Annotated in this window: 14 protein-coding genes; 11 read left to right on the plus strand and 3 right to left on the minus strand. The window is 73.4% G+C overall.

Going from position 1 to position 19,367, the window contains the following annotated elements:
* Positions 1 to 19: 19 nt before the first annotated feature.
* Positions 20 to 679 carry a class II aldolase/adducin family protein gene (locus ACGFNU_RS39345; RefSeq protein WP_392601696.1) on the minus strand — a complete coding sequence of 220 codons (660 nt, stop codon included), beginning with the start codon at positions 677 to 679 and terminating at the stop codon, positions 20 to 22.
* A gap of 73 nt (positions 680 to 752) precedes the next feature.
* Here ACGFNU_RS39345 and ACGFNU_RS39350 point away from each other — a divergent pair, with 73 nt between their 5' ends.
* Positions 753 to 1,667, plus strand: coding sequence for a carbohydrate kinase family protein (locus ACGFNU_RS39350; RefSeq protein WP_392601697.1), 915 nt, complete (start codon positions 753 to 755; stop codon positions 1,665 to 1,667).
* Positions 1,668 to 1,670: 3 nt separating this feature from the next.
* Here ACGFNU_RS39350 and ACGFNU_RS39355 read toward each other — a convergent pair whose 3' ends face one another.
* A complete protein-coding gene (locus tag ACGFNU_RS39355; protein WP_392601698.1) occupies positions 1,671 to 3,221 on the minus strand; it encodes an AMP-binding protein in 1,551 nt (516 codons plus the stop codon).
* 221 nt (positions 3,222 to 3,442) lie between these two features.
* Positions 3,443 to 4,096: an amino acid-binding protein gene (locus ACGFNU_RS39360; RefSeq protein ID WP_392601699.1), complete on the minus strand. Its 654-nt coding sequence runs from the start codon at positions 4,094 to 4,096 to the stop codon at positions 3,443 to 3,445.
* A 182-nt stretch (positions 4,097 to 4,278) separates the two neighbouring features.
* On the opposite strand from ACGFNU_RS39360, the gene ACGFNU_RS39365 reads away from it, so the two are divergent.
* The 10 genes from ACGFNU_RS39365 (at position 4,279) to ACGFNU_RS39410 (ending at position 19,220) form a co-directional block, all read left to right on the plus strand.
* Entirely contained in the window at positions 4,279 to 5,109 is an 831-nt protein-coding gene (locus tag ACGFNU_RS39365; protein WP_392601700.1) for a nucleotide exchange factor GrpE, read from the plus strand.
* Between the two features lie 35 nt (positions 5,110 to 5,144).
* Complete coding sequence (locus tag ACGFNU_RS39370; RefSeq protein WP_392601701.1) at positions 5,145 to 6,824, plus strand: Hsp70 family protein; 1,680 nt, start codon at positions 5,145 to 5,147, stop codon at positions 6,822 to 6,824.
* A 16-nt stretch (positions 6,825 to 6,840) separates the two neighbouring features.
* Positions 6,841 to 9,525 carry a hypothetical protein gene (locus ACGFNU_RS39375; RefSeq protein ID WP_392601702.1) on the plus strand — a complete coding sequence of 895 codons (2,685 nt, stop codon included), beginning with the start codon at positions 6,841 to 6,843 and terminating at the stop codon, positions 9,523 to 9,525.
* Between the two features lie 2 nt (positions 9,526 to 9,527).
* Positions 9,528 to 10,775 carry a hypothetical protein gene (locus ACGFNU_RS39380; RefSeq protein ID WP_392602065.1) on the plus strand — a complete coding sequence of 416 codons (1,248 nt, stop codon included), beginning with the start codon at positions 9,528 to 9,530 and terminating at the stop codon, positions 10,773 to 10,775.
* Positions 10,776 to 10,781: 6 nt separating this feature from the next.
* Positions 10,782 to 13,247, plus strand: coding sequence for a hypothetical protein (locus ACGFNU_RS39385; protein ID WP_392601703.1), 2,466 nt, complete (start codon positions 10,782 to 10,784; stop codon positions 13,245 to 13,247).
* A gap of 2 nt (positions 13,248 to 13,249) precedes the next feature.
* A complete protein-coding gene (locus ACGFNU_RS39390) occupies positions 13,250 to 15,040 on the plus strand; it encodes a hypothetical protein (RefSeq protein WP_392601704.1) in 1,791 nt (596 codons plus the stop codon).
* 156 nt (positions 15,041 to 15,196) lie between these two features.
* Complete coding sequence (locus ACGFNU_RS39395; protein WP_392601705.1) at positions 15,197 to 15,895, plus strand: PASTA domain-containing protein; 699 nt, start codon at positions 15,197 to 15,199, stop codon at positions 15,893 to 15,895.
* Positions 15,896 to 16,090: 195 nt separating this feature from the next.
* Positions 16,091 to 17,299, plus strand: coding sequence for a multidrug effflux MFS transporter (locus tag ACGFNU_RS39400; RefSeq protein ID WP_392601706.1), 1,209 nt, complete (start codon positions 16,091 to 16,093; stop codon positions 17,297 to 17,299).
* Positions 17,300 to 17,318: 19 nt separating this feature from the next.
* Positions 17,319 to 18,209 carry an LLM class flavin-dependent oxidoreductase gene (locus ACGFNU_RS39405; RefSeq protein WP_392601707.1) on the plus strand — a complete coding sequence of 297 codons (891 nt, stop codon included), beginning with the start codon at positions 17,319 to 17,321 and terminating at the stop codon, positions 18,207 to 18,209.
* A 405-nt stretch (positions 18,210 to 18,614) separates the two neighbouring features.
* A complete protein-coding gene (locus ACGFNU_RS39410) occupies positions 18,615 to 19,220 on the plus strand; it encodes a DUF1707 domain-containing protein (protein WP_392601708.1) in 606 nt (201 codons plus the stop codon).
* Positions 19,221 to 19,367 lie beyond the last annotated feature (147 nt).

The following is a 19,367-nucleotide window of genomic DNA, read 5'->3' on the forward strand; positions in this document are numbered from 1 at the left end:
GCGCTAGGTTACATGCCGGTCAGGCGACGGGCTCGTCCCGGCGCGGGAAGACGGGCGGGTTGAGACCGCGCTCGATGACCTGGAGAAGCTCGGCCTCGGTGAGGATCCTCGGCTCGCCGATGGCCTTGGCGCGGACGTACACGCCGCACAGCCACTCCAGCAGCCGCGCGTTCTCGTACGCGTCCTCCAGGTCCCGGCCGATGGTCACCCCGCCGTGGTTGGCCATCAGCGCCGCGCGCTTGCCCCCTTCCATCGCGGCCCGCACGTTCGCGGCCAGCTCCGGGGTGCCGTACGTGGCGTACTCGGCGACCTTGACCACCCCGCCGAGCAGCAGCGTGTTGTAGTGGATCGGCGGCAGCTCCGTCATCGTCGTCGCCACCACCGCGCCGTACGTCGAGTGCGTGTGCACGATCGCGACCGCGTCGGTGCAGTCGTAGATCGCCAGATGCATGGGCGTCTCCGAGGAGGGCGCCCGCTCCCCCTCCACCAGCCGCCCCTCGACATCGATCACGGGGCAGCCCTCCGGGGTCATGCGGTCGAGCATCACCCCGCCCGGGGTGACCGCGACCAGGTCGCCGGCGCGGACGCTGATGTTGCCCGACGCGCCGCTCACGAGCCCGGTTCCGGCCATCCGCCGGCCGATCTCGCACAGCTCCCGCCGCTCCTCGGCCAATTTCATTGTGAATCCCCCTCACATTCGACCACCTTCAGGCCGTACGCTACGGCCCTGACGATCACAAGGGAGAACCGTCATGGCCGTCGTCACGCTCGGCGTGCACATCGTGGACGTCCTCGCCCGCCCGGTCGAGGCCATCCCGCCGGGGCAGGGCACCGTCGTGGTCGACCAGGTCCGGCTGACCGCGGCCGGCTCGGCGGCCGGGACGGCCGTCGCGCTGGCCAAACTCGGCAACGACGTCGTCTCCGTGGGCGCCATCGGCGACGACGATCTGGGCGACATCCTGGTGGCGGTCATGACCCGCCACGGCGTGGACGTCACCGGCCTGGTCCGCCGCACCGCCGACCAGACCAGCGCCTCGATCCTGCCGATCCGCGCGGACGGCGGCAGGCCCTCGTTCCACGTGCCGGGCGCCAACCTGACGCTGACCACCAGCGCGGTCGAGCCGGGCCTGCTGGCGGCGGCCGACGTGGTGCACCTCGGCGGGACGGACGTCACGTTCGGCCTGAACGACCCGGCCTTCTTCGAGATGCTGGCGGCGGCCCGGGCCGGCGGGACGATCGTCACGATGGACCTGCTGTCGAACATGCCCGATCTGCTCACCGGCGCCGGCGCGTTCCTCCCCCACGTCGACTACTTCCTGCCGAACGAGGAGCAGGCGATGGCGATGGCCGGCACCGACGACGTCGTCCGGGCCGCGCGCAAGCTGCTCGGCGAAGGACCGCGCGCGGTGCTGGTCACGCTGGGCGAGCACGGCAGCCTCATCGTCTCGGCCGAGGGCGTCGAACGCCTCCCGGCACTGGAGGTCGACGTCGTCGACACGACGGGCTGCGGCGACGCGTACTGCGCCGGGTTCATCACCGGGTTGCAACACGGCAAGGAGCTGCTGGAAGCGGCCCGCTGGGGCACGGCCGCGGCCGCCACCGTGGCGCAGGGGCTCGGCTCCGACGCCTGCCTCACCGACCTGGACGCCGTCCTGACCCTCCTGTGAACGTCAGATCTGCTGGTCGTGGTCCTTCCAGTACGGGTCGCGGAGGAGGCGCTTGTAGAGCTTGCCGGTGGGCGTCCGAGGTATCTCCTCGATGAAGTCGACCGTGCGCGGCGCCTTGTACCCGGCCAGCGAGGCGCGGCAGTGCGCGATCAGCTCGGTGGCCAGGCCCTGGGAGGGATTGACCTCGTCTGCCAGCTCGACGGCCGCCTTGACCTGCTCGCCGAACTCCTCGTCCGGCACGCCGAAGACCGCCACGTCGCGGACCGCCGGATGGGTGATGAGCACGCCCTCGATCTCGGCCGGGTAGATGTTCACCCCGCCGCTGATGATCATGTCGATGGCGCGGTCGGCGAGGAAGAGATAGCCCTCCTCGTCGAAGTAGCCGATGTCGCCGGTGGTGAACAGCCCGTCGGACCGGTGCACCGACCTGGTCTTGGACTCGTCGCCCCAGTACTCCACGTCGTCGCCGCTGGTGTAGCGGAACCAGATCTGGCCGGGCTCCCCCGGCTTGGCCGGCTCGCCGTCCTCGCGCAGGACGTGCACCTCGGTGGTGGGCAGCGGGCGGCCGACGCTGCCCGGCCGCGCCAGCCACTGCGGCGCGGTGATGATCGTGTTGACCGAGGCCTCGGTGGAGCCGTAGTACTCGTGCACGATCGGGCCGAGCCAGTCGATCATCTGCCGCTTGACCGCGGGCGAGCAGGGCGCGGCGCCGTGCCAGACCGCGGCCAGGCTGGACCCGTCGAACCCGGCCCGCACCTTCTCCTCCAGCCGCAGCAGCCGGACGAACTGTGTGGGCACGAGGTGGACCTGCGTGATGGCGTGCTCGTCGATGAGCCGCAACGTCTCGGCCGCGTCGAACGACCGGCGCATCACGACGGGCCGCCCGGTGATCAGGAAGACGAACGACCACAGCCACTGCGCCGAGTGGTAGACGGGCCCGACCAGCAACGACCGGCCGCGTTCGGGGATCAGCAGGATCTCGGCGAACGTCCGCCCGATGAGCGTGGCGGTCTCGATCGGCGCGCCCGCCGCCAGGAGCTTGCGGTTGACGCCCTTCGGCCGCCCGGTGGTGCCCGAGGTGTAGATCATCGGAACGCCCATGCACTGGCCGGCCGGCTCCCCGTCCGGGCCGCTCGCCACGAACTCGGCGTACGGCGTGAAGCCCGGGATCTCGCCGCCGATCGCCACCCGGGCGCCGAGCTCCAGCCCCTCGGCCGCCTCGGCGGCGATCCCGGCGAAGGCGGCCTCGGAGAACAGCGCCTTGGCGCCGGCGTCCGCCAGCACGTAGCGCAGCTCGTCGGCCGTCCAGTGCCAGTTGACCAGGACGTAGCGCAGCCCGATGTGCCCGGCAGCGCACATGAGCTCGAAGTGCTCGCGGCGGTTGCCGGAGTGGATCGCGATCACGTCTCCGGCGCCCAGCCCGAGACCGCGCAGCGCACCGGCGAGCCGGTCGGTCGTGGCGTTCAGCTCCCGCCAGGAGGAGGCGCCGCGCTCGTCGGTGATCGCGGGCTCGTCGGGGTGGGCGTCGGCGAACGGACGGAGCAGCTGGGCCACGATGACCTCCAGAGGACCGGCGGGAATCCTAGAAATGGACTCTAAGACTCCGAACGGCCGAAAGGACAGGTCAGCGGCCGGGCCAATGCCCGCAATGCCCGAATCCTGCAATGCCCGAATCCCGCGAGGCCCGACCATGGCCCCGGCGCGACCGCGCCGCCGCGCCGGGAGCCATGTCAGTGAACGTAGATGCGTGAGGCGTCTGGCCGGTTTCGTCCTCGTTAAGAACTCTGTACCGGATCCGGGTGCCGTACCCCGAGCACGGCCTCGGCGGCGCCGACGAGCTGCGCCAGCCGGAAGACCTCGGTCCGGTGGAACGGCGGCGCACCCGTACGGGCCACCAGCAGGACCAGCTCGGCGCCCTCGGCGTCCACGATCGGCGCCAGCGCGTACTGGATGCCGTCCGGGGCGGTGAACGCCCGGGGCCGCACCGGCTCCAGCTCGGGCAGCTCGACCTTCGTCCCGCCGCCCGCACTGGCGTGCGCGAGCACGGCCCCCGCCGGCCCGATCTCAGCCAGCCCCGCCCAGTCGGCGCTCAGCAGAGCCGGCACCGCGTCCACCAGCGTCACCGGCCCGCGCCGCGGCTCGGCGGCGAGCTGGCCGATGAGCGCGGCGTCCGGAAAGGCGCCCTGGGGCTCCTCGGTCGGCCAGATTCCGATGATCTCCACTCCCGGGATCGACGCCAGCCCGTCGCAGAGCCGGTCGATGCCCGCCCCCGCGGGCCAGGCCACCGCGAAGTCGTCGAGGGCGCGGCCGCTGTCACGTTCCAGGACCGCCATCTGGACCACGTCGGCCCCGGCGACGCCGAGGATCCGCGCCACCTTTCCCAGCGAGCCCGGCCGGTCCGGCAACCGGACGCGAATCCGCAGCAACATCGCCACCTCCTGTACTCGATCGACCGACCCAGCGTGCGGGAGCCGGATTTCCATCCTGTTACCCATGCGTGTCGGGGTCGAGAAGTCCGTGGCGGAATGGCCGGTCACGTCACCGGAGGCCCACGGGAAGGTCACGCGCGGGGTCTATCCGGGCGCGTTGCATCCCGTTAAGGTAACTGCACGTGTCGAGCGGTCGGGATGAGCCTGTCATCCGGGACGCGGGGGAGGACGCCGGGGAGACCGCCGGCGGCGCCGCGCCGGACTTCCAGGCGGAGATCAGGGACGCCCTCGCCGGGCTGGCCGCGCGGTTCGACCGCGAGCTCGCCCGCGAGCACGAGCGGGCCGCGCATCGCGAGGCGGTCATCGACCGGCTCCACGACGACAACCAGCGGCTGCGCCGGGGCGAGCTCCAGGCCACCCTCGAACCGCTGCGCACCGCCCTCTACCGCCTGCACGACCTGGCCCGCACCGGCTCGCAGCGGTGGGCCGCCCCGCTGCCGCCCCGGCCCGCCGACGCCGCCTCGCTGCTGGCGGCCATGGCCGACGAGGTCGCCGACGCCCTGGCGCGCACCGGTGTGGAACGCTTCACCGTCGAGCCGGGCGAGCCGTACGACGCCGCCCGGCACCGTCCCGTCGCGGTCGAGCCCGTCACCGACCCGGCGCTGGCCGGCGCGGTGGTCGCGGTCCGGACCGACGGCTTCGAGCAGGACGGCCGGGTGGTGCGCAAGGCCGAGGTCTCGGTCGGCAAGGCCGTCCCCGAAGAGCCCGTGAAGCAGACGGTCGCGGAGGCCGCGGCCAAGCCGGCGGCCGGGCCCGCGGCCGGGCGGGCGGTCAAAGCCACGGCAAAATCTCCGGCGGTTTCGGGGCCCGAATCCGCCAAGTCCGGCACGGCCGGACCTGGCACTTCCGAACCGCTGCGCGAGACCGGGGCGCGGGGAGACGATGAACGCCAGAGCGGAGCGGGCGAGGAACGCGGCCCGGATGGACGTCCGGCCGCCGGGCACCGACCATGAGCACAGCGCCCCCGGTATCGATTGGTGAGAGGGACATGGCTGTCTACGGGATCGACCTGGGAACCACCTACTCCTGCATTGCCTCGATCGACGATGTGGGCCGGCCCTCGGTCCTGCGCAATCTGGAGGGCACCGACACCACCCCGTCCGTCGTCTACTTCGAGAGCGGCGACAACGTGGTCGTCGGGGCCACCGCCAAGGACACCGCGGTGCTCGCGCCCGACGACGTGGTCAGCCTGATCAAGCGGGACATGGGCCGCGACGTGACGCGCCAGATCCACGGGTTCGACTACACCCCCGAGGAGTTGTCGGCGTTCATCCTGCTCAAGCTGGCGACCGACGCGCGCACCACCACGGGCGAGGAGGCGCGCGACGTGGTGGTCACCGTGCCCGCCTACTTCGGCGCGGCCGAACGCGACGCCACCCGCAAGGCGGGCCAGATCGCGGGCCTCAACGTGATCGACATCGTGTCGGAGCCGATCGCCGCCGCGATCACCTACGGCGTGCTCAACCCGCCCGCGAAGCCGAGCGGCGCCACGGGCGTCGCCACGACCGTCGACACCGGCGGCGACGCCGGCGACGACGCGGACGGCGGCACCGACATCGACGTGCGGCAGGACCGGACGATCCTGGTGTACGACCTGGGCGGCGGCACGTTCGACACGACGGTCATCGCGCTGCGTTCGGGCCACATCGAGGTCGTCTGCACCGACGGCGACCACGAGCTGGGCGGCGCCGACTGGGACTCCCGCCTCGTCGAGTACCTGGCCGAGCGGTTCCGTGCCGAGCACCCCGAGGCCGGCGACCCGCTCGACGACAAGCAGACCGAGCAGCAGCTGCGGCGCGACGCCGAGGACGCCAAGAAGGCGCTCACCACCCGTACCGCCCACACCGTCCGGGTCATGCACGACGGCCGCGCCGCCGCGATCGAGATCACCCGCGAGAAGCTGGAGGAGCTGACCAAGGACCTGCTCGACCGCACCATAGAGATCACGGGCCGTACCCTGGCCACCGCCGCCGACAAGGGTGTGCACGACTACGACGACCTGGTGCTGGTGGGCGGCTCGACCAAGATGCCGGTGGTGGCGGCGCGGCTGGAGACCGAGCTCGGCCTGGCGCCGCGCTTGCAGGATCCCGATCTCGCGGTGGCCAAGGGCGCGGCGCTGTACGCGTTCGAGGAGACCTACCGGCGGCTGCTGGCGGCGGGCGAGCAGGACCGCGCCGAGGAGATGGCGGGCCGCGCGGGCCTGTCGGCCGAGCAGCAGCGGCAGATCGCCGGCCGCCAGATCAAGACCGTCGCGTCGCACGCGTTCGGCATCGTGGTGGTCGACCGCGAGACCTCCGCCGAGAACGTCGCGCATCTGGTGCACGCCAACGACGAGCTGCCGGCCGCCAAGACCGAGGACTTCTTCACCGTCTTCGACGACCAGACGTCGGCCGACATCCGGGTGATGGAGCAGGCGGGCAGCGTCGAGTCGCCCGAGCTCATCGACAACACCGAGATCGCCACGGGCGTCGTCGCGATCCCGGGCGGCAAGAAGGCCGGCTGGCCGATCGAGGTGACCTTCACTCTCGACTCGTCCGGGCTGCTGCACGTCACGGCCGTGGAGAAGGAGACCGGCGAACGGCTGGAGCTCAAGATCGACGTGGGCGGGATGTCCGAGGAGGAGGTCGAGAAGTCCCGGACGGCCCTGTCGCGGGTGCGGGTCAGCTGAGGCCGCCGGCATCGCCGTGACCTTCGACGACGACTACAAGCGGACGGTCCTGGAGCCGGGCCGGGCGGCCGGCGACCAGCCGCCCGAGGACCTGCGGGTCCGGTACGCGCTGGACGAGCCGTTGTCGCCCGCCGCCGTCGCGGCGCGGGTCAAGCTCGTGCGGCAGTGCTGGCGGCGGGCCCGCGGGCAGCTGAAGTACCGCAAGCTCATCGACCGGCTGGAGGCCGAGCACCGCGAGCTGGCGCCGCTGTTCACCGCCGCCGAGCGCGGTGATCCGCGGCCGCTGGCCGAGCGGCTGCGCGGCGGGCAGGAGGCGACGCGGCGGCGGACGTCGCAGGCCCGCGCCCGGCTCGCCGACGCGGCCGGCATGTTGCGGATGGTGACCCCCGGCGAGGTGGAGGACATCGCGCGCGCCGGCGGCGTGACGCGGGCCGAGCTGGAGTCGGTGGCCGGGGACGACCGGATCGAGATCCGCGAGCCCGACGAGCTGCCCGCGACGCCGCCGTACGCCGCCTATCGCAAGGTCCGCGAGTCGCTCGACGTGCTCGGCCGCCGGCACCTGCCCGACTTCCTGTTCGGCGAGCGGCTGGCCGGGCCGATGCGCGTGCTGGACGGCTTCTCCGTGCCGGTCGCGGAGGGCGGCCCGCTCCGCCTGGACGCGGCGGCCGTCACCACCGTCGCCGCACGCTGGGCCCGCCGCAGCCGCGACACCAGCCTGACCCACGCCGACACGGTCCTGGCCGCGCTGCGTTCCACCCTCACGCCGCAAAGCTCCACGTCCGATCAGGCTCAGAGCCCCACCCCGGCCAACCCCCGGGAGGCCGGGGTCGATCTCACCGAGCTGGTGCTCTACGACCTGGCCGAACGGCTTCGGGAGCGGCGGCGGCAGCGCGCCTCCGAGCGGGCGTTGCTGCGGCACGCGCTGGAGGATCTGGGCATCGAGCCGGGCGACGCGCGGCGGCTGGTGTTCGCCGTCCTGCGCGAGACCGGGCCGGGCGGCGGCGTGGCGGCGCGGTTGCGCGCGCTGCTCGACGGCGGCGAGGTGCACGCGGCCGCCGAGCTGGCCGGCGCGGCGGGCGAGGACGACGGCGAGGAGGCGGGCCTGCTGGCGGCGGAGGCCCGGCAGCGCGTCGCCACCGCCGTCCGGCTGCGCGAGGCCGCCGCCGCCGAGCGGGACCCCGACACCGCGTGGCGGCTTCTCGCGGACGCCCTCCAGCTCGTCGGCGACCTGCCGGGGGCGGCGGAGCACCAGCGGCGCCTCCCGCCGCGTCCGGTGCCCTCGCTGAGCGCCGACATCGACGGCGACACCGACGGCGACACGAGCGACGACAGGGGCACGCGGGTACGGCTGTCGTGGCCGCCGTCCCCGTCCACCGCCGGAGAGCTGCTCTACCACGTGGTGCGGCGGCGCGACCGGCCGCCGCGGAACGCCGCCGACGGCGAGGCGCTGCCCGGCCCGCGCGACGACCGCCCGCCGGTCAACGTGCCGCTGTACTACGGCGTGGTGGCGGTCCGGGGCGAGGCGGCCGCGGCGCCCGCCGTGGCCGGGCCGGTGATCGTGCGGCCCGAGCCCCGGGAGATCGAGCTGCTCTCCGGCGACGGCGTGGTCACCGGCCGGTGGCGCTGCCCGCCGGAGGCCGCGCGCGCCCTGGTCGTCCGGGACGGGAAGGCGGTCGCGGCCGGGCGCGAGGGGTTCCAGGAACGGGTGCCGAACGGCGTCGTCCACCACTACCGGATCTGCGCCGTCTATCTGGACGCGGACGGCCGGGAGGCGGTGACGCCCGGGGTCCGGGTGTCGGCCACGCCGAGCGCCCCGCCGGAACCGGTGTACGAGCTCACCGCCGAGCCCGACCCGTCCGATCCGGGATCGCTGCTGGTGCGGTTCGAGCCGCCGCGGCACGGCACGGTCGAGCTGGTGCTCACGACCGAGCCGCCGCCGTGGCCGCGCAGCGCCCTGGTCCCGGTGGACGAGGTGCGGCAGGTCGGCCGCCGCGTGGCGGCCACACCCGCGAGGGGCGGCCTGGCGGTGCGGCCGGGCGCGGGCGGCTGGCTGGTCGCGGTGAGCGTCGCCGGGGGCGTCGCCGCGATCGGCGCGTACCACCGGCACGTCAACCTGCCGCCGCCGCGCCGCGTCCTCGCCGAGCGGCGCGGCGCGTTCGTGCACGTCGGGTTCGACTGGCCGGCGGACGTCGCGGAGATCGAGCTGACCTACCGGATCGGCCCGGACGAGAGCGCCACCGGCCGGATCGTCACGCGCGCCGCGTACGACACCCAGGGCGGGATCAGGATCGCGGTGCCCGAAGACCAGCCGGTCGAGCTGCACGTGGCGGCGGCCGGCACGGTCGGCGGCGCCCGCGTCACCGGCCCGGCGGTGAGCGCCGAGGTCACCGGCCGCACCGTGGTCTCCTACGACGTCGAACGCGGCGGCCCGCCGTGGCGGCGCGCGCTCACGATCAGATTGTCGGCCGCCCGCCCGCTGCGGGTCGCCCGGCTGGAGCTCGTCCTGCGCACGGGACGGGTCATGCCGCACCGCGCGAGCGACGGCGAGACCGTCGCGTCGTGGGAGGAGATCCCGGTCCCCGGGGAAGTGTCCCTTCCGCTGCCACAGGTGTCCGGGCCATATTGGCTGCGCTGCTTCGCCGATGATGATGTCATCGAACTCAGCGACCCCCCGGTCCGCCGCCTCCAGGTCACGAGGTGAGGATGCTCGACAAGGCCCGTTTTCCCGGCGTGCACGCCAAGGACGACGTCAAGTGCCCGTACTGCTTCGCCGTGGTGCCGTTGCAGCGGGTGCGGTTCCGCTGCCGAGGGCAGGCGGGACGGCGGCCCGGCTGTGCGCCCGTCCTGGACGAGAGGCTCGCCGGCTACACCGGGTCGACGGCGGGCGCGTCACTGCCGCCGGTCTTCGCGGCGTCGGGCCGCCGGAGCCGCGCCGCCTGCCCGGACTGCGGCCAGGAGACCGGGAGCCGCGTCTGCCCGGAGTGCCACAACGCCCTGCCGTCCGCCTACTGCGACTCCCCCGGCCGGATCGTGGCCCTGGTCGGCGCCAAGAACGCGGGCAAGAGCACCTATATCGCGGTGCTCCTCCACGAGCTCATGAACCGCGTCGGCACCGAGCTCGACGCCTCCCTGGTGGCGTGCGACGACCGCACGATCGAACGCTACAAACGCGACTTCGCCCGGCCCCTCCTGGAGGAGCGGCGGCTCCTGCCGACCACGACGAGCGCCGCGACGAGCCCGCGCGAGCCGCTGGTCTACCTGCTGACGCGGAGCCGCAGCGGCCGGTTCGCGCGGAGCCGCAGCGATTCGCTCGCGCTGGTGCTCTTCGACACCGCCGGCGAAGACCTGCGCAGCCGTGAGGTCCGCGACCTGCATCTGCGGTATCTGGAGGCGGCCGACGCGATCATCTTCCTGGTCGATCCGCTGGAACTGCCCGGCGCGCGGGCCGAGGTCGCCGACGGACCGCCTCCGGATCCCGAACCGCGGGACGGCGAGCCGGTCGACATCATCGCGCGCGTCACCGAGGCGCTCCGCGAACGGAACGGGACGAAACCAGGCAACCAACTGCACATTCCGGTCGCGGTCGCGCTGACGAAGATCGACGCGTTGCGACCCGGCCTGCTCAAGCAGTCGGCGTTGCAGCGAACGCGCGACGGCGTGGGCGTGCTCGACCTCGACGACCGGGAGGCGGTCGACGAGCAGGTCCGGGCGATGCTGCACGACTGGCAGGCGGGACGGCTCGACCTCTACCTGCGCCAGCAGTACGCGGAGTACGCGCTGTTCGGGCTGTCGGCGCTCGGCGGCGTACCACGCGACGGCAGGGTGGGCGCGGGCGGCGTCCGGCCGTACCGGGCCGAGGATCCGCTGTTGTGGTTGCTCTACCGATTCGGGATGCTGGACGGCGCGCGTCCCGGCCCTGGGCGCTTCGGGCGCCGGGCCGCCGGGATGTGAGCACCCGTGGCCTGGCAGTTGCACTACACCTCGGCACGTCACGGCCCGACCGGCCGGGCCGGATTCCAGTTCGTCGCCGAGACGCCCGGCCTGCCCGAGGGCGTGCGCGCCGCCGTCACCCCGCACCTGTCGTACCGGCCCCCGCCCAACGCCCCACTCGACCCGGACAAGGACGAGCTGGAAGGCTTCCCCGTCACATTCCTCTACGACCGCGCGGGAGAGCGGGCACTTCTGCTCTGGTGCCGCTACGTGGGCCAGGACTACTCGGGCCGCTCAGGCAACTTCTTCGCCCACGCCGTAGTAGCCGACCCCGACGAACTAGAAGGCCTGCGACCGGCCGAGCTGTGGCGTGCGCCCCTGTGGTCACCACACCCCGGCAACACCACCGCCCTGCCAGATCTGGACGAGCTGACACCAGGCGCCGCGTTCGAGCCCGAGATGCTCGCCGAATGGCTGGCCAACACCTACCCAGGGGACCGGAACGCCCCCTACGACCTCCTGGGGCGGCTGATCGACGCGATCGTCACGGTGCTCGGCCAGGGCCACGGACGCGTCGTCCTCGTCGCGGACGACATCGAGCAGATTGCCCGCTGGATCGCAGTGGTCTCCTACTCCCTCCCGGTAGCGATGGCGGCCCGCATGTCCTTCGTCACCTACAGCGCCGACCCCGCCGCCGCAGCCCAGCGCCTCGTAGGCACAACACCGGACGTATGGGCAACCGCCCAGCACCACACCACAACCGCCCTATCGATAGACCTGCAAAACCCACCAGGCGCGGGGAGCAGGCCCAACGCAGGCAGCGCCTCAAACACGCCAGCAACCTCGTTCGAAGACGCGACGCGGGCTGGAGACACCGTGCGGAGCGGAGGCCCAGCGGGGTTTGGGGACACAGCGCGGTTCGGGGGGATGGTTGCTCGGTGTTGGCGGGCGCTGGACTTCGCTGGGCTCGATGCGCTGGGCGAGCTCGCTTTGCTGGAGCCGGACAGGGTCGATCCCGATGTGCTCAATCGGGCGGCGGGGTTGCTCGCGCTGTGCCGGGGCGACGCGGCCGTTTCGGCGGCGGAGGAGGCCGCCGTCGCGGCGATGCTGACGCGGCATGGACGTGCGGTGCCCGAGTGGGTGTGGCGGGATCTCGTCCGGGGCGTTCCGTCGGTCGGGTTCGACCTGGCGCTGGCCCTCCATGACTGGGCCCGGGACGCCGGGGCCGCCGAGGTCGCCGGGCAGTGCGCGCTGCGGGCCACCGTGATCGCCTTGTCGGATCCGTCCGTCCACGATCGGCTGCCCGCGCATGAGCTTCCCGCTGAGCTGCATGCCGAGGTGATTCCACAGGTCGGTGCCGCGCTGGCGGCGGCGCCCGATCTGACCGAGGCCGCGCGGGTGCTGGCGGTGGCGGCGGGCACGGGCGTTGAGGTGGCGGCGGCCGAAGTGATCGCGGTCGCGGCCGGGCGCGCGGAGGCCGGGGCCGCGGATCTCCCGACAGCGCTCTCCGCCTGCCCTCCCGCGGCCCGGGACGCGTTGCTGTCCGGGGTGCTGGCGGGTCTTGCCGCCGCTGACGAGAAGACGCGGCACGCGGTGCTCACCAACACCGCGTGCGACCTGCTGTACGAGCGGGGACCAGAGCTCCTCGCCGCGACGCCGGCCGTCGGGCTCGTGGTGCTCGCCTCGGTCGGCCACCGGCGCCGCGACCGGCGGCTCGCGGTCACCGGGGAGCTGCTGCGGACGGGACGGGGCGCCGCGGACCTCGATCCGCCGTTGAGCCGGGTCTGGGACGGGCCCCCGACCGTCGCCGAATGCCTCGAACTGCTGGAGGCCCATTCCGCGGCGATGCTCGAACATCCGGCGTTGAGCGTGCTGCCGTCCCGTACGTTCGCGCGCGCGGCCGCCTCCTCGGACGCGACGGCGCTGGCGGAGGCGGCGGCCCTGCGGCTGGCGGCGCGGGCACGGGCGATGCTGCCGGGGACGGGCGCCGAGCGTGACGGCACCGCCGTCCAGGCGTACGCCGACGCGGTGACCGCCGACCGGCCCGAGAGGGCGGCCGAAGCGCTGAGCTCGCTGGCCGGGGCGGGTGCCTCGCCGCGGCTGGCCGAGGCGGCGTTCGACGGAGCGGCGCGGCGGGTGGCCCGGCGGGATCCGCGGTTCCGGGCGGGGGCGCTGACCGCCGCGTCCGAGACCGTGCGCGCCCGGCTGGCGGCCTCCTGGGCGGCGGAGCCGACGTCCGGCCGGCGGGCGCCCCTGACACGGCCCTCCGTCCGCGCGGCGGAGAACGCGCGGCGCAACGAACTGGTGGAGGTCGTCCTGCGGTTGCGGCTGCGCGGGATCACCGAACCTGTTCTGGAGGCGTGGGCGCGGACGGCGCTGGCGCGGTTCCTGCCGTCCCGGCAACTGGAGGCGCACTTCTCCGGCGACCGCGAGCTGCGCGGCGCGCTCCGGAACCTGATCGCCGAGACGCGCGGCGCCGGGCGGGGTGACTGACCATGCAGATGATCGCCGTCCTGCTGCTCGCCGCCGTCTGGGTCGCGATCATGTATTTCGGGTTCGTGGTGGTGTTCCCCCTCCTCTTCCCGGCCACGCTGATCGTGGCCGCGATCGGCGCCCTCGGCTTCTACTACTGGCACGCCTGCCGGACGCTCGCCCGCACCACGACCGCCGGGCCGTCACCGGTGCCGGCGCCGGAGGTGTCCTACCGGCACTACCTGCTCGCGCAGGTGTGGCGGGACTGGTGGGCGATCACGCGGACGGTGGTGCCCCGGATCTGGAAGCGCGCGGTGGGCTCCCTCGCGGTCCTCACCCACACCGTCCTGCTCGGGGGGTTGTGGGGCTTCTTCACGTTCCCGTTCTGGCTGGCGCTGTGCGCGGGGATCGTGGCGGCGGCCGTGCCCGCGGTGATCCTCGGCGTCGTCCTGACCGTGCTGTACGGGACGGTCGCCGCCATCGGGCTCGCGGGCTGGATGGTGTGCGTCCTCGTCCTCGCGGCGGTCGAGCGGCTGTTCATGACGTACGGGCGAATCCTGCAGACCTGCCCCCATCCGTTCTGTTACGAGAAGGTCGGCCTCCCGGTCTACGAGTGCCCGGGGTGCGGGGCCCGCCATCCGAGGCTCGCGCCGGGATCCGGCGGGGCGTTCAGGCATGTGTGCCGGTGCGGGGCGCGGCTGCCGACGACCGTTCCGCTGGGACGTTTCCGGCTCGCCGCGTACTGCCCGCACTGCGACGGGCGGCTGCCCGAACGGATCGGGCGCGTGAGGGTCGAGCCGCTGCCGTTCGTGGGCGGGCCCGCGGCCGGGAAGACCACGTTCATGTTCCTGGGCATCAGGGCCCTGCACGCGCGGGCGCGCGCCGTGGAGGGACGGCTGGCGTTCGTCGAACAGCGGCACGCGCAGGCGTACGCGGGCGCCATCCGGGAGTTCCAGCGAGGCGGGCAGCTGGCCAAGACGGGACCCGAGCTGCCCCTCGCCACGATGGTGGACGTCGAGCTGCCCGGGCGCGCGCGCCGGATCCTCTACCTCTTCGACCCCGCGGGCGAGCACTACACCGGCGCGACCGAGGTCGAGTCGCTGCGCTATCTCGATCACGGCGAGGCGCTGCTGTTCATCGTCGACCCGTTCGCGCTGCCGCAGGTCCGGCGTTCGCTGACCGCCGACGAGCGCGGGCTCGTCGACAGATCGGCCGCGTCGTCCGAGGAGGACCCGGCCGACACCCTGCAGCGCGTGCTCAACGAGCTGCGATCCCGCCCGGACCGCGGCCGGCAGCGGCGGGTGGCGGTCGTCGTCACCAAGACCGACCTGCTGGAACGCACCGAGATCGGCCGGCCGCTGCTCAACGGCACCGACCTGCGCGGCTGGCTCGGCGGCGTCGGGCTCGGCAACACGGTGCGCACGCTCGACCAGGTCGCCGGGCAGGTGCGCTATCTCGGCTCCGGACTGGCGACCGACCCTGCCGACGTCGCCGGTCTGCTGGGATGGGTGTCCGGCCTCCCGGCGCCCTCGCCGGCGAACGGAGCGGCCGGGAAGCATCCAGCGCCCGCAAGCCCCTCCGATTCCCCAGACGCCCCAAGTGCCCCAGGCTCCCCGCCGTCCCCGGAAACGGGCGAGGTGCCCGGGACGGCTCCGCTCCGTTCTCCCTGGCCGGTACGGGGCCGGGACGCCTCGCGGGTGCCGCTCGGCTACCAGCTGGGCCGCTGGGCCGTGCTCGCCGGCCTGTCGGTGCTCACGGCCGCGGCCATGACGGCCTCCGTCGTCGTCGCGGCGGCCCGCCTCCCCTGGGGCTGATCCACTGCCCCCGCCGCCTTCCGGGCCTGCCATCTGAACCACCGCGGCGTCCCGCCCGATCGATGCCCAAACGCGGGGCTGGCGAACTCCGGCACGTGAGCGGGCGTCCCATCGGACAAGAGGGGTTCGAACCCCGCCAGAGGATGGGGGCAGCACATGCCCGAGCAAGTGCCCGAACGGCCGCAGCAGGCCCCGGACGTGCCTGTCGCAGGGCCCCGCGGGGCGGGCGCCGCCGTGACGGAACGGCCACCGGACGAGGCCGAACCCGAGATGTCGGGGCGCGCCATGCTGCTCCTCGGCGGCATCATGAGCGTCGCCGTGGTGTGCGTCTTCGGGCTCACGCTCCTCGTCGGCGGCACGTCGCAGAGCGCCGAAGGGGCCCCGGCGGGCGGCCTGGCCCCGGCCCAGCAGGAGCAGCCCGCGAGCCCCGCCCCGTCCGGAACGGGCGCGACGGCGGCACCGCCGGTCGCCCTTCCGACCGTGACGGGGCTCAGCACCACGTCCGCCGTCGGCCGCCTGGCGGCGGCCAAGATCCCGCTCGGCGCGGTGATCCGCGTGCCGTCCTCGCAGCAGGCGGGGCTGGTCGTGCGGAGCTATCCCGCGGGCGGAACGACCGTGCGCTCCGGCGCCCCGGTCACCCTCTACGTCTCCGCGGGACAGGGCGGCTCGATCACCGGCAACCAGGTCGCCGTGCCGTACTTCATCGGGCTGAGCGAGCAGCAGGCGCGCAGCACCGCCGCGATGCTGGGATTCCAGGTCACCCTGGCCAACAGCGGCACCGTCGTGGCCACGCAGCAGCCGCGTCCCGGCGCCGTATATCTCCGTGGCTCGACCATCACGATCACCCTGCGTTGACCTGACGTATCGCGATCGATGTGTCACGTCGCGCGCTGATGTGACGCATCACACTCGCTGGCGTGGCAGATAACTGACAGTCACCTCGTTGAGATCTCGTGGAAGGCGACCACGGAGAGGCGACGAGATGACCCACGGCCCGCCGGTCCTCGACGTGCGAGCGATCTATCATCAGGTCGTCACGACGATCTGATCATGACCGCCTCCCAGGACACCACGCCCCAGACCGCGCGCGAACCGGCGTCGTCCGATCACCGCCTCCGGCTGATCGTCATCCTGGGCGCCCTCACCGCCATCGCGCCGCTGTCGATCGACATGTACCTCCCGGCGCTGCCCCGGCTCACCGCCGACCTGTCGACCGGCGCGATGCGGGCCCAGCTCACGCTGACGGCCTGCGTGGTCGGCCTCGCCACCGGCCAGGCGATCGCGGGCCCGCTCAGCGACCGCTGGGGCCGCCGCCGGCCGCTCCTCATCGGCCTGCTCGCCTACTCGGTGGCCTCGCTGCTCTGTGTCGTGGCGCCCACCGTCGAGGCGTTCATCGCGTTCCGCCTGATCCAGGGCGCGGCCGGCGCCGCCGGGATCGTGATCGCCCGCGCCGTGGTCCGCGACCTGTACGACGGCGTGGCGGCGGCGAAGTTCTTCTCGATGCTGATGCTGGTGAACGGCCTGGCGCCGATCCTGGCGCCCGTCCTCGGCGGCCAGCTCCTGCGCGTCACGCCCTGGCCGGGCATCTTCGCGGTGCTCTCGGCGATCGGCGTGGCGATGTTCCTGTCCGCGCTGCTCGGCATGCGCGAGACGCTGCCGCCCGAACACCGCGGGACACACGGCATGGCGTTCCGGACGCTGCTGTCCGAGCGCGCGTTCATCGCGTACGCGGCGTCCGGCGGCCTGGCCTTCGCGGCGATGTTCACCTACATCTCCGGCTCGCCGTTCGTCCTCCAGCAAATCTACGGGCTGTCACCCCAGACGTTCAGCATCGTCTTCGGCGTCAACGCGCTCGGCATCGTCCTCGCGGGCCAGCTCAGCGGCCGCCTGGCCGGCCGCGTGGCGCTCGGCCGGCTGCTGGCCGCCGGGCTCGCCATCGTCGCGACCGGCGGCGCGGGCCTCCTCATCGCCGTGCTCGCCGGCCTCGGTCTGCCCGCCGTCCTCCCGGCGCTCTTCCTCGTCGTCGCCGGTCAGGGCCTCGTCCTGCCGAACGCCACCGCGCTGGCCCTGTCCGGCCGTCCGGCGAACGTGGCGGGCAGCGCCTCCGCGCTCCTCGGACTCGCCCAGTTCGGCATCGGCGGAGCCGCGGCGCCCCTCGCGGGGATCCTCGGCCCGGACACCGCGGTCCCCATGGCCGTCACCATCGCCGCGACGGCCCTGGCCGCCGCGCTCGCCGCAAGGGTTGCGTCAAAGAACTAACCGAACGTACGGTCGGAACGTGATCGTGCGCATCGGCTTCAACTCCCCCGGCGGCCCGACCGACCTCGCCTCGCTGGTCCTGGGCCTGGAACGCGAGGGCTTCGACTCCCTCTGGGTCTCCGAACGCGCGACGGGCCCCGGCCCCGACCCCGTCGTCGCCCTCACCTACGCGGCCGCGCTGACCTCGCGCATCAAACTCGGCACGTCCGTCATGACGCTGCCCGGCCGCCGTCCCGCCCTCGTCGCCAAGGAGATGGCGTCGCTGGACAACCTCTCCAACGGCCGCCTGCTCCCCGCGTTCGGCCTGGGCCTGCGCAATGTGGGCGAGCAGCAGGCCTTCGGCGTGCGCCGCGAAGAACGAGCCGCCATCTTCGAAGAAGCGCTGCCCCTCCTCCGCCGGTTCTGGGCCGAGGACGAGGTCACGCACCACGGCGACCATTTCCACTACGACAACCTTCGCGTCCTGCCCAAGCCGGCCAAGCGGGGCTTCGACGTCTGGATGGGCGGCGCCTCCGACGCCGTGCTCCGCCGCACCGGCCGCCTCTCCGACGGCTGGCTCGCCGCGTTCACGACCCCCGCCGAAGGCGAACGAGGCCGCGTCCTCATCCAGCAGGCCGCCGCCGAGGCGGGCCGCGAGATCGAAGAAGAGCACTTCGGCGCCGTCGTCCCGTACCGCCGAGGGCTGGACCCCCAGTTGGAGACCCGCTTCGCCCGGGCCCGCGCCGTCCGGGGCCCGGCCCCGATCGACGACGTGATGCCCACGCTGGAGAACCTGGAGACCCACCTCAAACGCCTCATCGAGGCGGGCCTCTCGAAGTTCGTCCTCGTCCCCCTGGCTCCTCCCCTCGACTGGGACACCGAACTGGCCGAAGTACGCGACGCCGTCCTCTCCCTGCAGACCCGCCGCTAGCGATCGCTGCCAACCTGGGCTTAGGCCATGCTCAGCGATGGTGCGGCAACCGGACGATCGGCAGAAGCATGAGCGCGGTCATCGCGCTCAAGAGGACGAAGGCCAAGCGGAAGTCGCCCGTTCCGTCCCGCAGAGCGCCAACAGCACGGGCCCGACGGCGGCGCACGCGTACCCGATGGAGAACGCCATCGCGCTGATCCGTCCCGCTTCGGCGGCATCGCGGCTGGCACCGCGCGGCCGAGCCGCACCACGCGATGGACGGGCGCACGAACAGAGCAAGGCCATGCACCGGCCGGGGAAGCCCGGCAAGAAGCGACCTCCGCCGAGTCGATCAGTTGACCGCCCTGATGCGCCGCCTCTGCCGATCACCGGCAGAATGAGCCGATAGGCGCATACTGTACTGCCATGACGGACGAGACCTCGCCCAAGCTGAGGGCATCCCACCAGGACCGGGATCGGGTCGCCGAGCAGCTGAGGATCGCCGCCGGCGACGGCCGTCTGACGCTGGAAGAGCTCGACGAGCGCCTGGAGAAGGCACTTTCCGCCCGCACCGCGGGCGAACTCGTCGCCCTCGTCAACGACCTCCCCCTGACCGGGCCGCCCGCCCCCAAGGACCTCGTCCGGATCGACGTCCAGGGCGCCATCGCCAAGCGCAACGGCCGGTGGATCGTGCCACGCGTCCTGGAGATCACCGCGGACGGCGGCAGCGTGGAGCTCGACCTCACCACCGCCGTGATCAACAGCCCCACTCTGCGGATCATGGCCGCCGTCACGAGCGGCAGCCTGACCCTCGTGACCCGGCCCGGCATCGAGGTGGACGCCGACCAGGTCAAGGTCCGGAGCGGCTCCGTCCAGGTACGCACACCGCCACCCGACGGCCCGTCCCCGGAGACGTTCCTCCGCGTCGAGGTGGTCGGCTCGGTCGACAGCGGCAGCATCGTGTCGCGCCCGCCCCGCCGAGGCCTCCTGGCCTGGCTCCTCCGCCGCCCGCCCAACTACGGCACCCCCTGACTCGCAGCCCAGCCACAGCACGCGGCCCGGGACCGGCCACGCCCGCTGGACGACTCGCCCGCGGGACGACTCGCCCGCGGGACGGCTCGGGTGCAGGACGGCTCGGATGCAGGACGGCTCGGATGCAGGTTCTGAGCTTTCTGAGTG

This window comes from Spirillospora sp. NPDC048911 (genome assembly GCF_043198015.1).
In the GTDB taxonomy this organism is placed as follows: domain Bacteria; phylum Actinomycetota; class Actinomycetes; order Streptosporangiales; family Streptosporangiaceae; genus Spirillospora.

What these genes read in the sequence shown, in the direction of transcription:
- ACGFNU_RS39360 (WP_392601699.1), bottom strand. Translation starts at nt 4,096, where the DNA reads ATGTTGCTGCGGATTCGCGTCCGGTTGCCGGACCGGCCGGGCTCGCTG.
- ACGFNU_RS39370 (WP_392601701.1), top strand. Translation starts at nt 5,145, where the DNA reads ATGGCTGTCTACGGGATCGACCTGGGAACCACCTACTCCTGCATTGCC.
- ACGFNU_RS39390 (WP_392601704.1), top strand. Translation starts at nt 13,250, where the DNA reads ATGCAGATGATCGCCGTCCTGCTGCTCGCCGCCGTCTGGGTCGCGATC.
- ACGFNU_RS39345 (WP_392601696.1), bottom strand. Translation starts at nt 679, where the DNA reads ATGAAATTGGCCGAGGAGCGGCGGGAGCTGTGCGAGATCGGCCGGCGG.
- ACGFNU_RS39395 (WP_392601705.1), top strand. Translation starts at nt 15,197, where the DNA reads ATGCCCGAGCAAGTGCCCGAACGGCCGCAGCAGGCCCCGGACGTGCCT.
- ACGFNU_RS39380 (WP_392602065.1), top strand. Translation starts at nt 9,528, where the DNA reads ATGCTCGACAAGGCCCGTTTTCCCGGCGTGCACGCCAAGGACGACGTC.
- ACGFNU_RS39400 (WP_392601706.1), top strand. Translation starts at nt 16,091, where the DNA reads ATGACCGCCTCCCAGGACACCACGCCCCAGACCGCGCGCGAACCGGCG.
- ACGFNU_RS39410 (WP_392601708.1), top strand. Translation starts at nt 18,615, where the DNA reads ATGACGGACGAGACCTCGCCCAAGCTGAGGGCATCCCACCAGGACCGG.
- ACGFNU_RS39350 (WP_392601697.1), top strand. Translation starts at nt 753, where the DNA reads ATGGCCGTCGTCACGCTCGGCGTGCACATCGTGGACGTCCTCGCCCGC.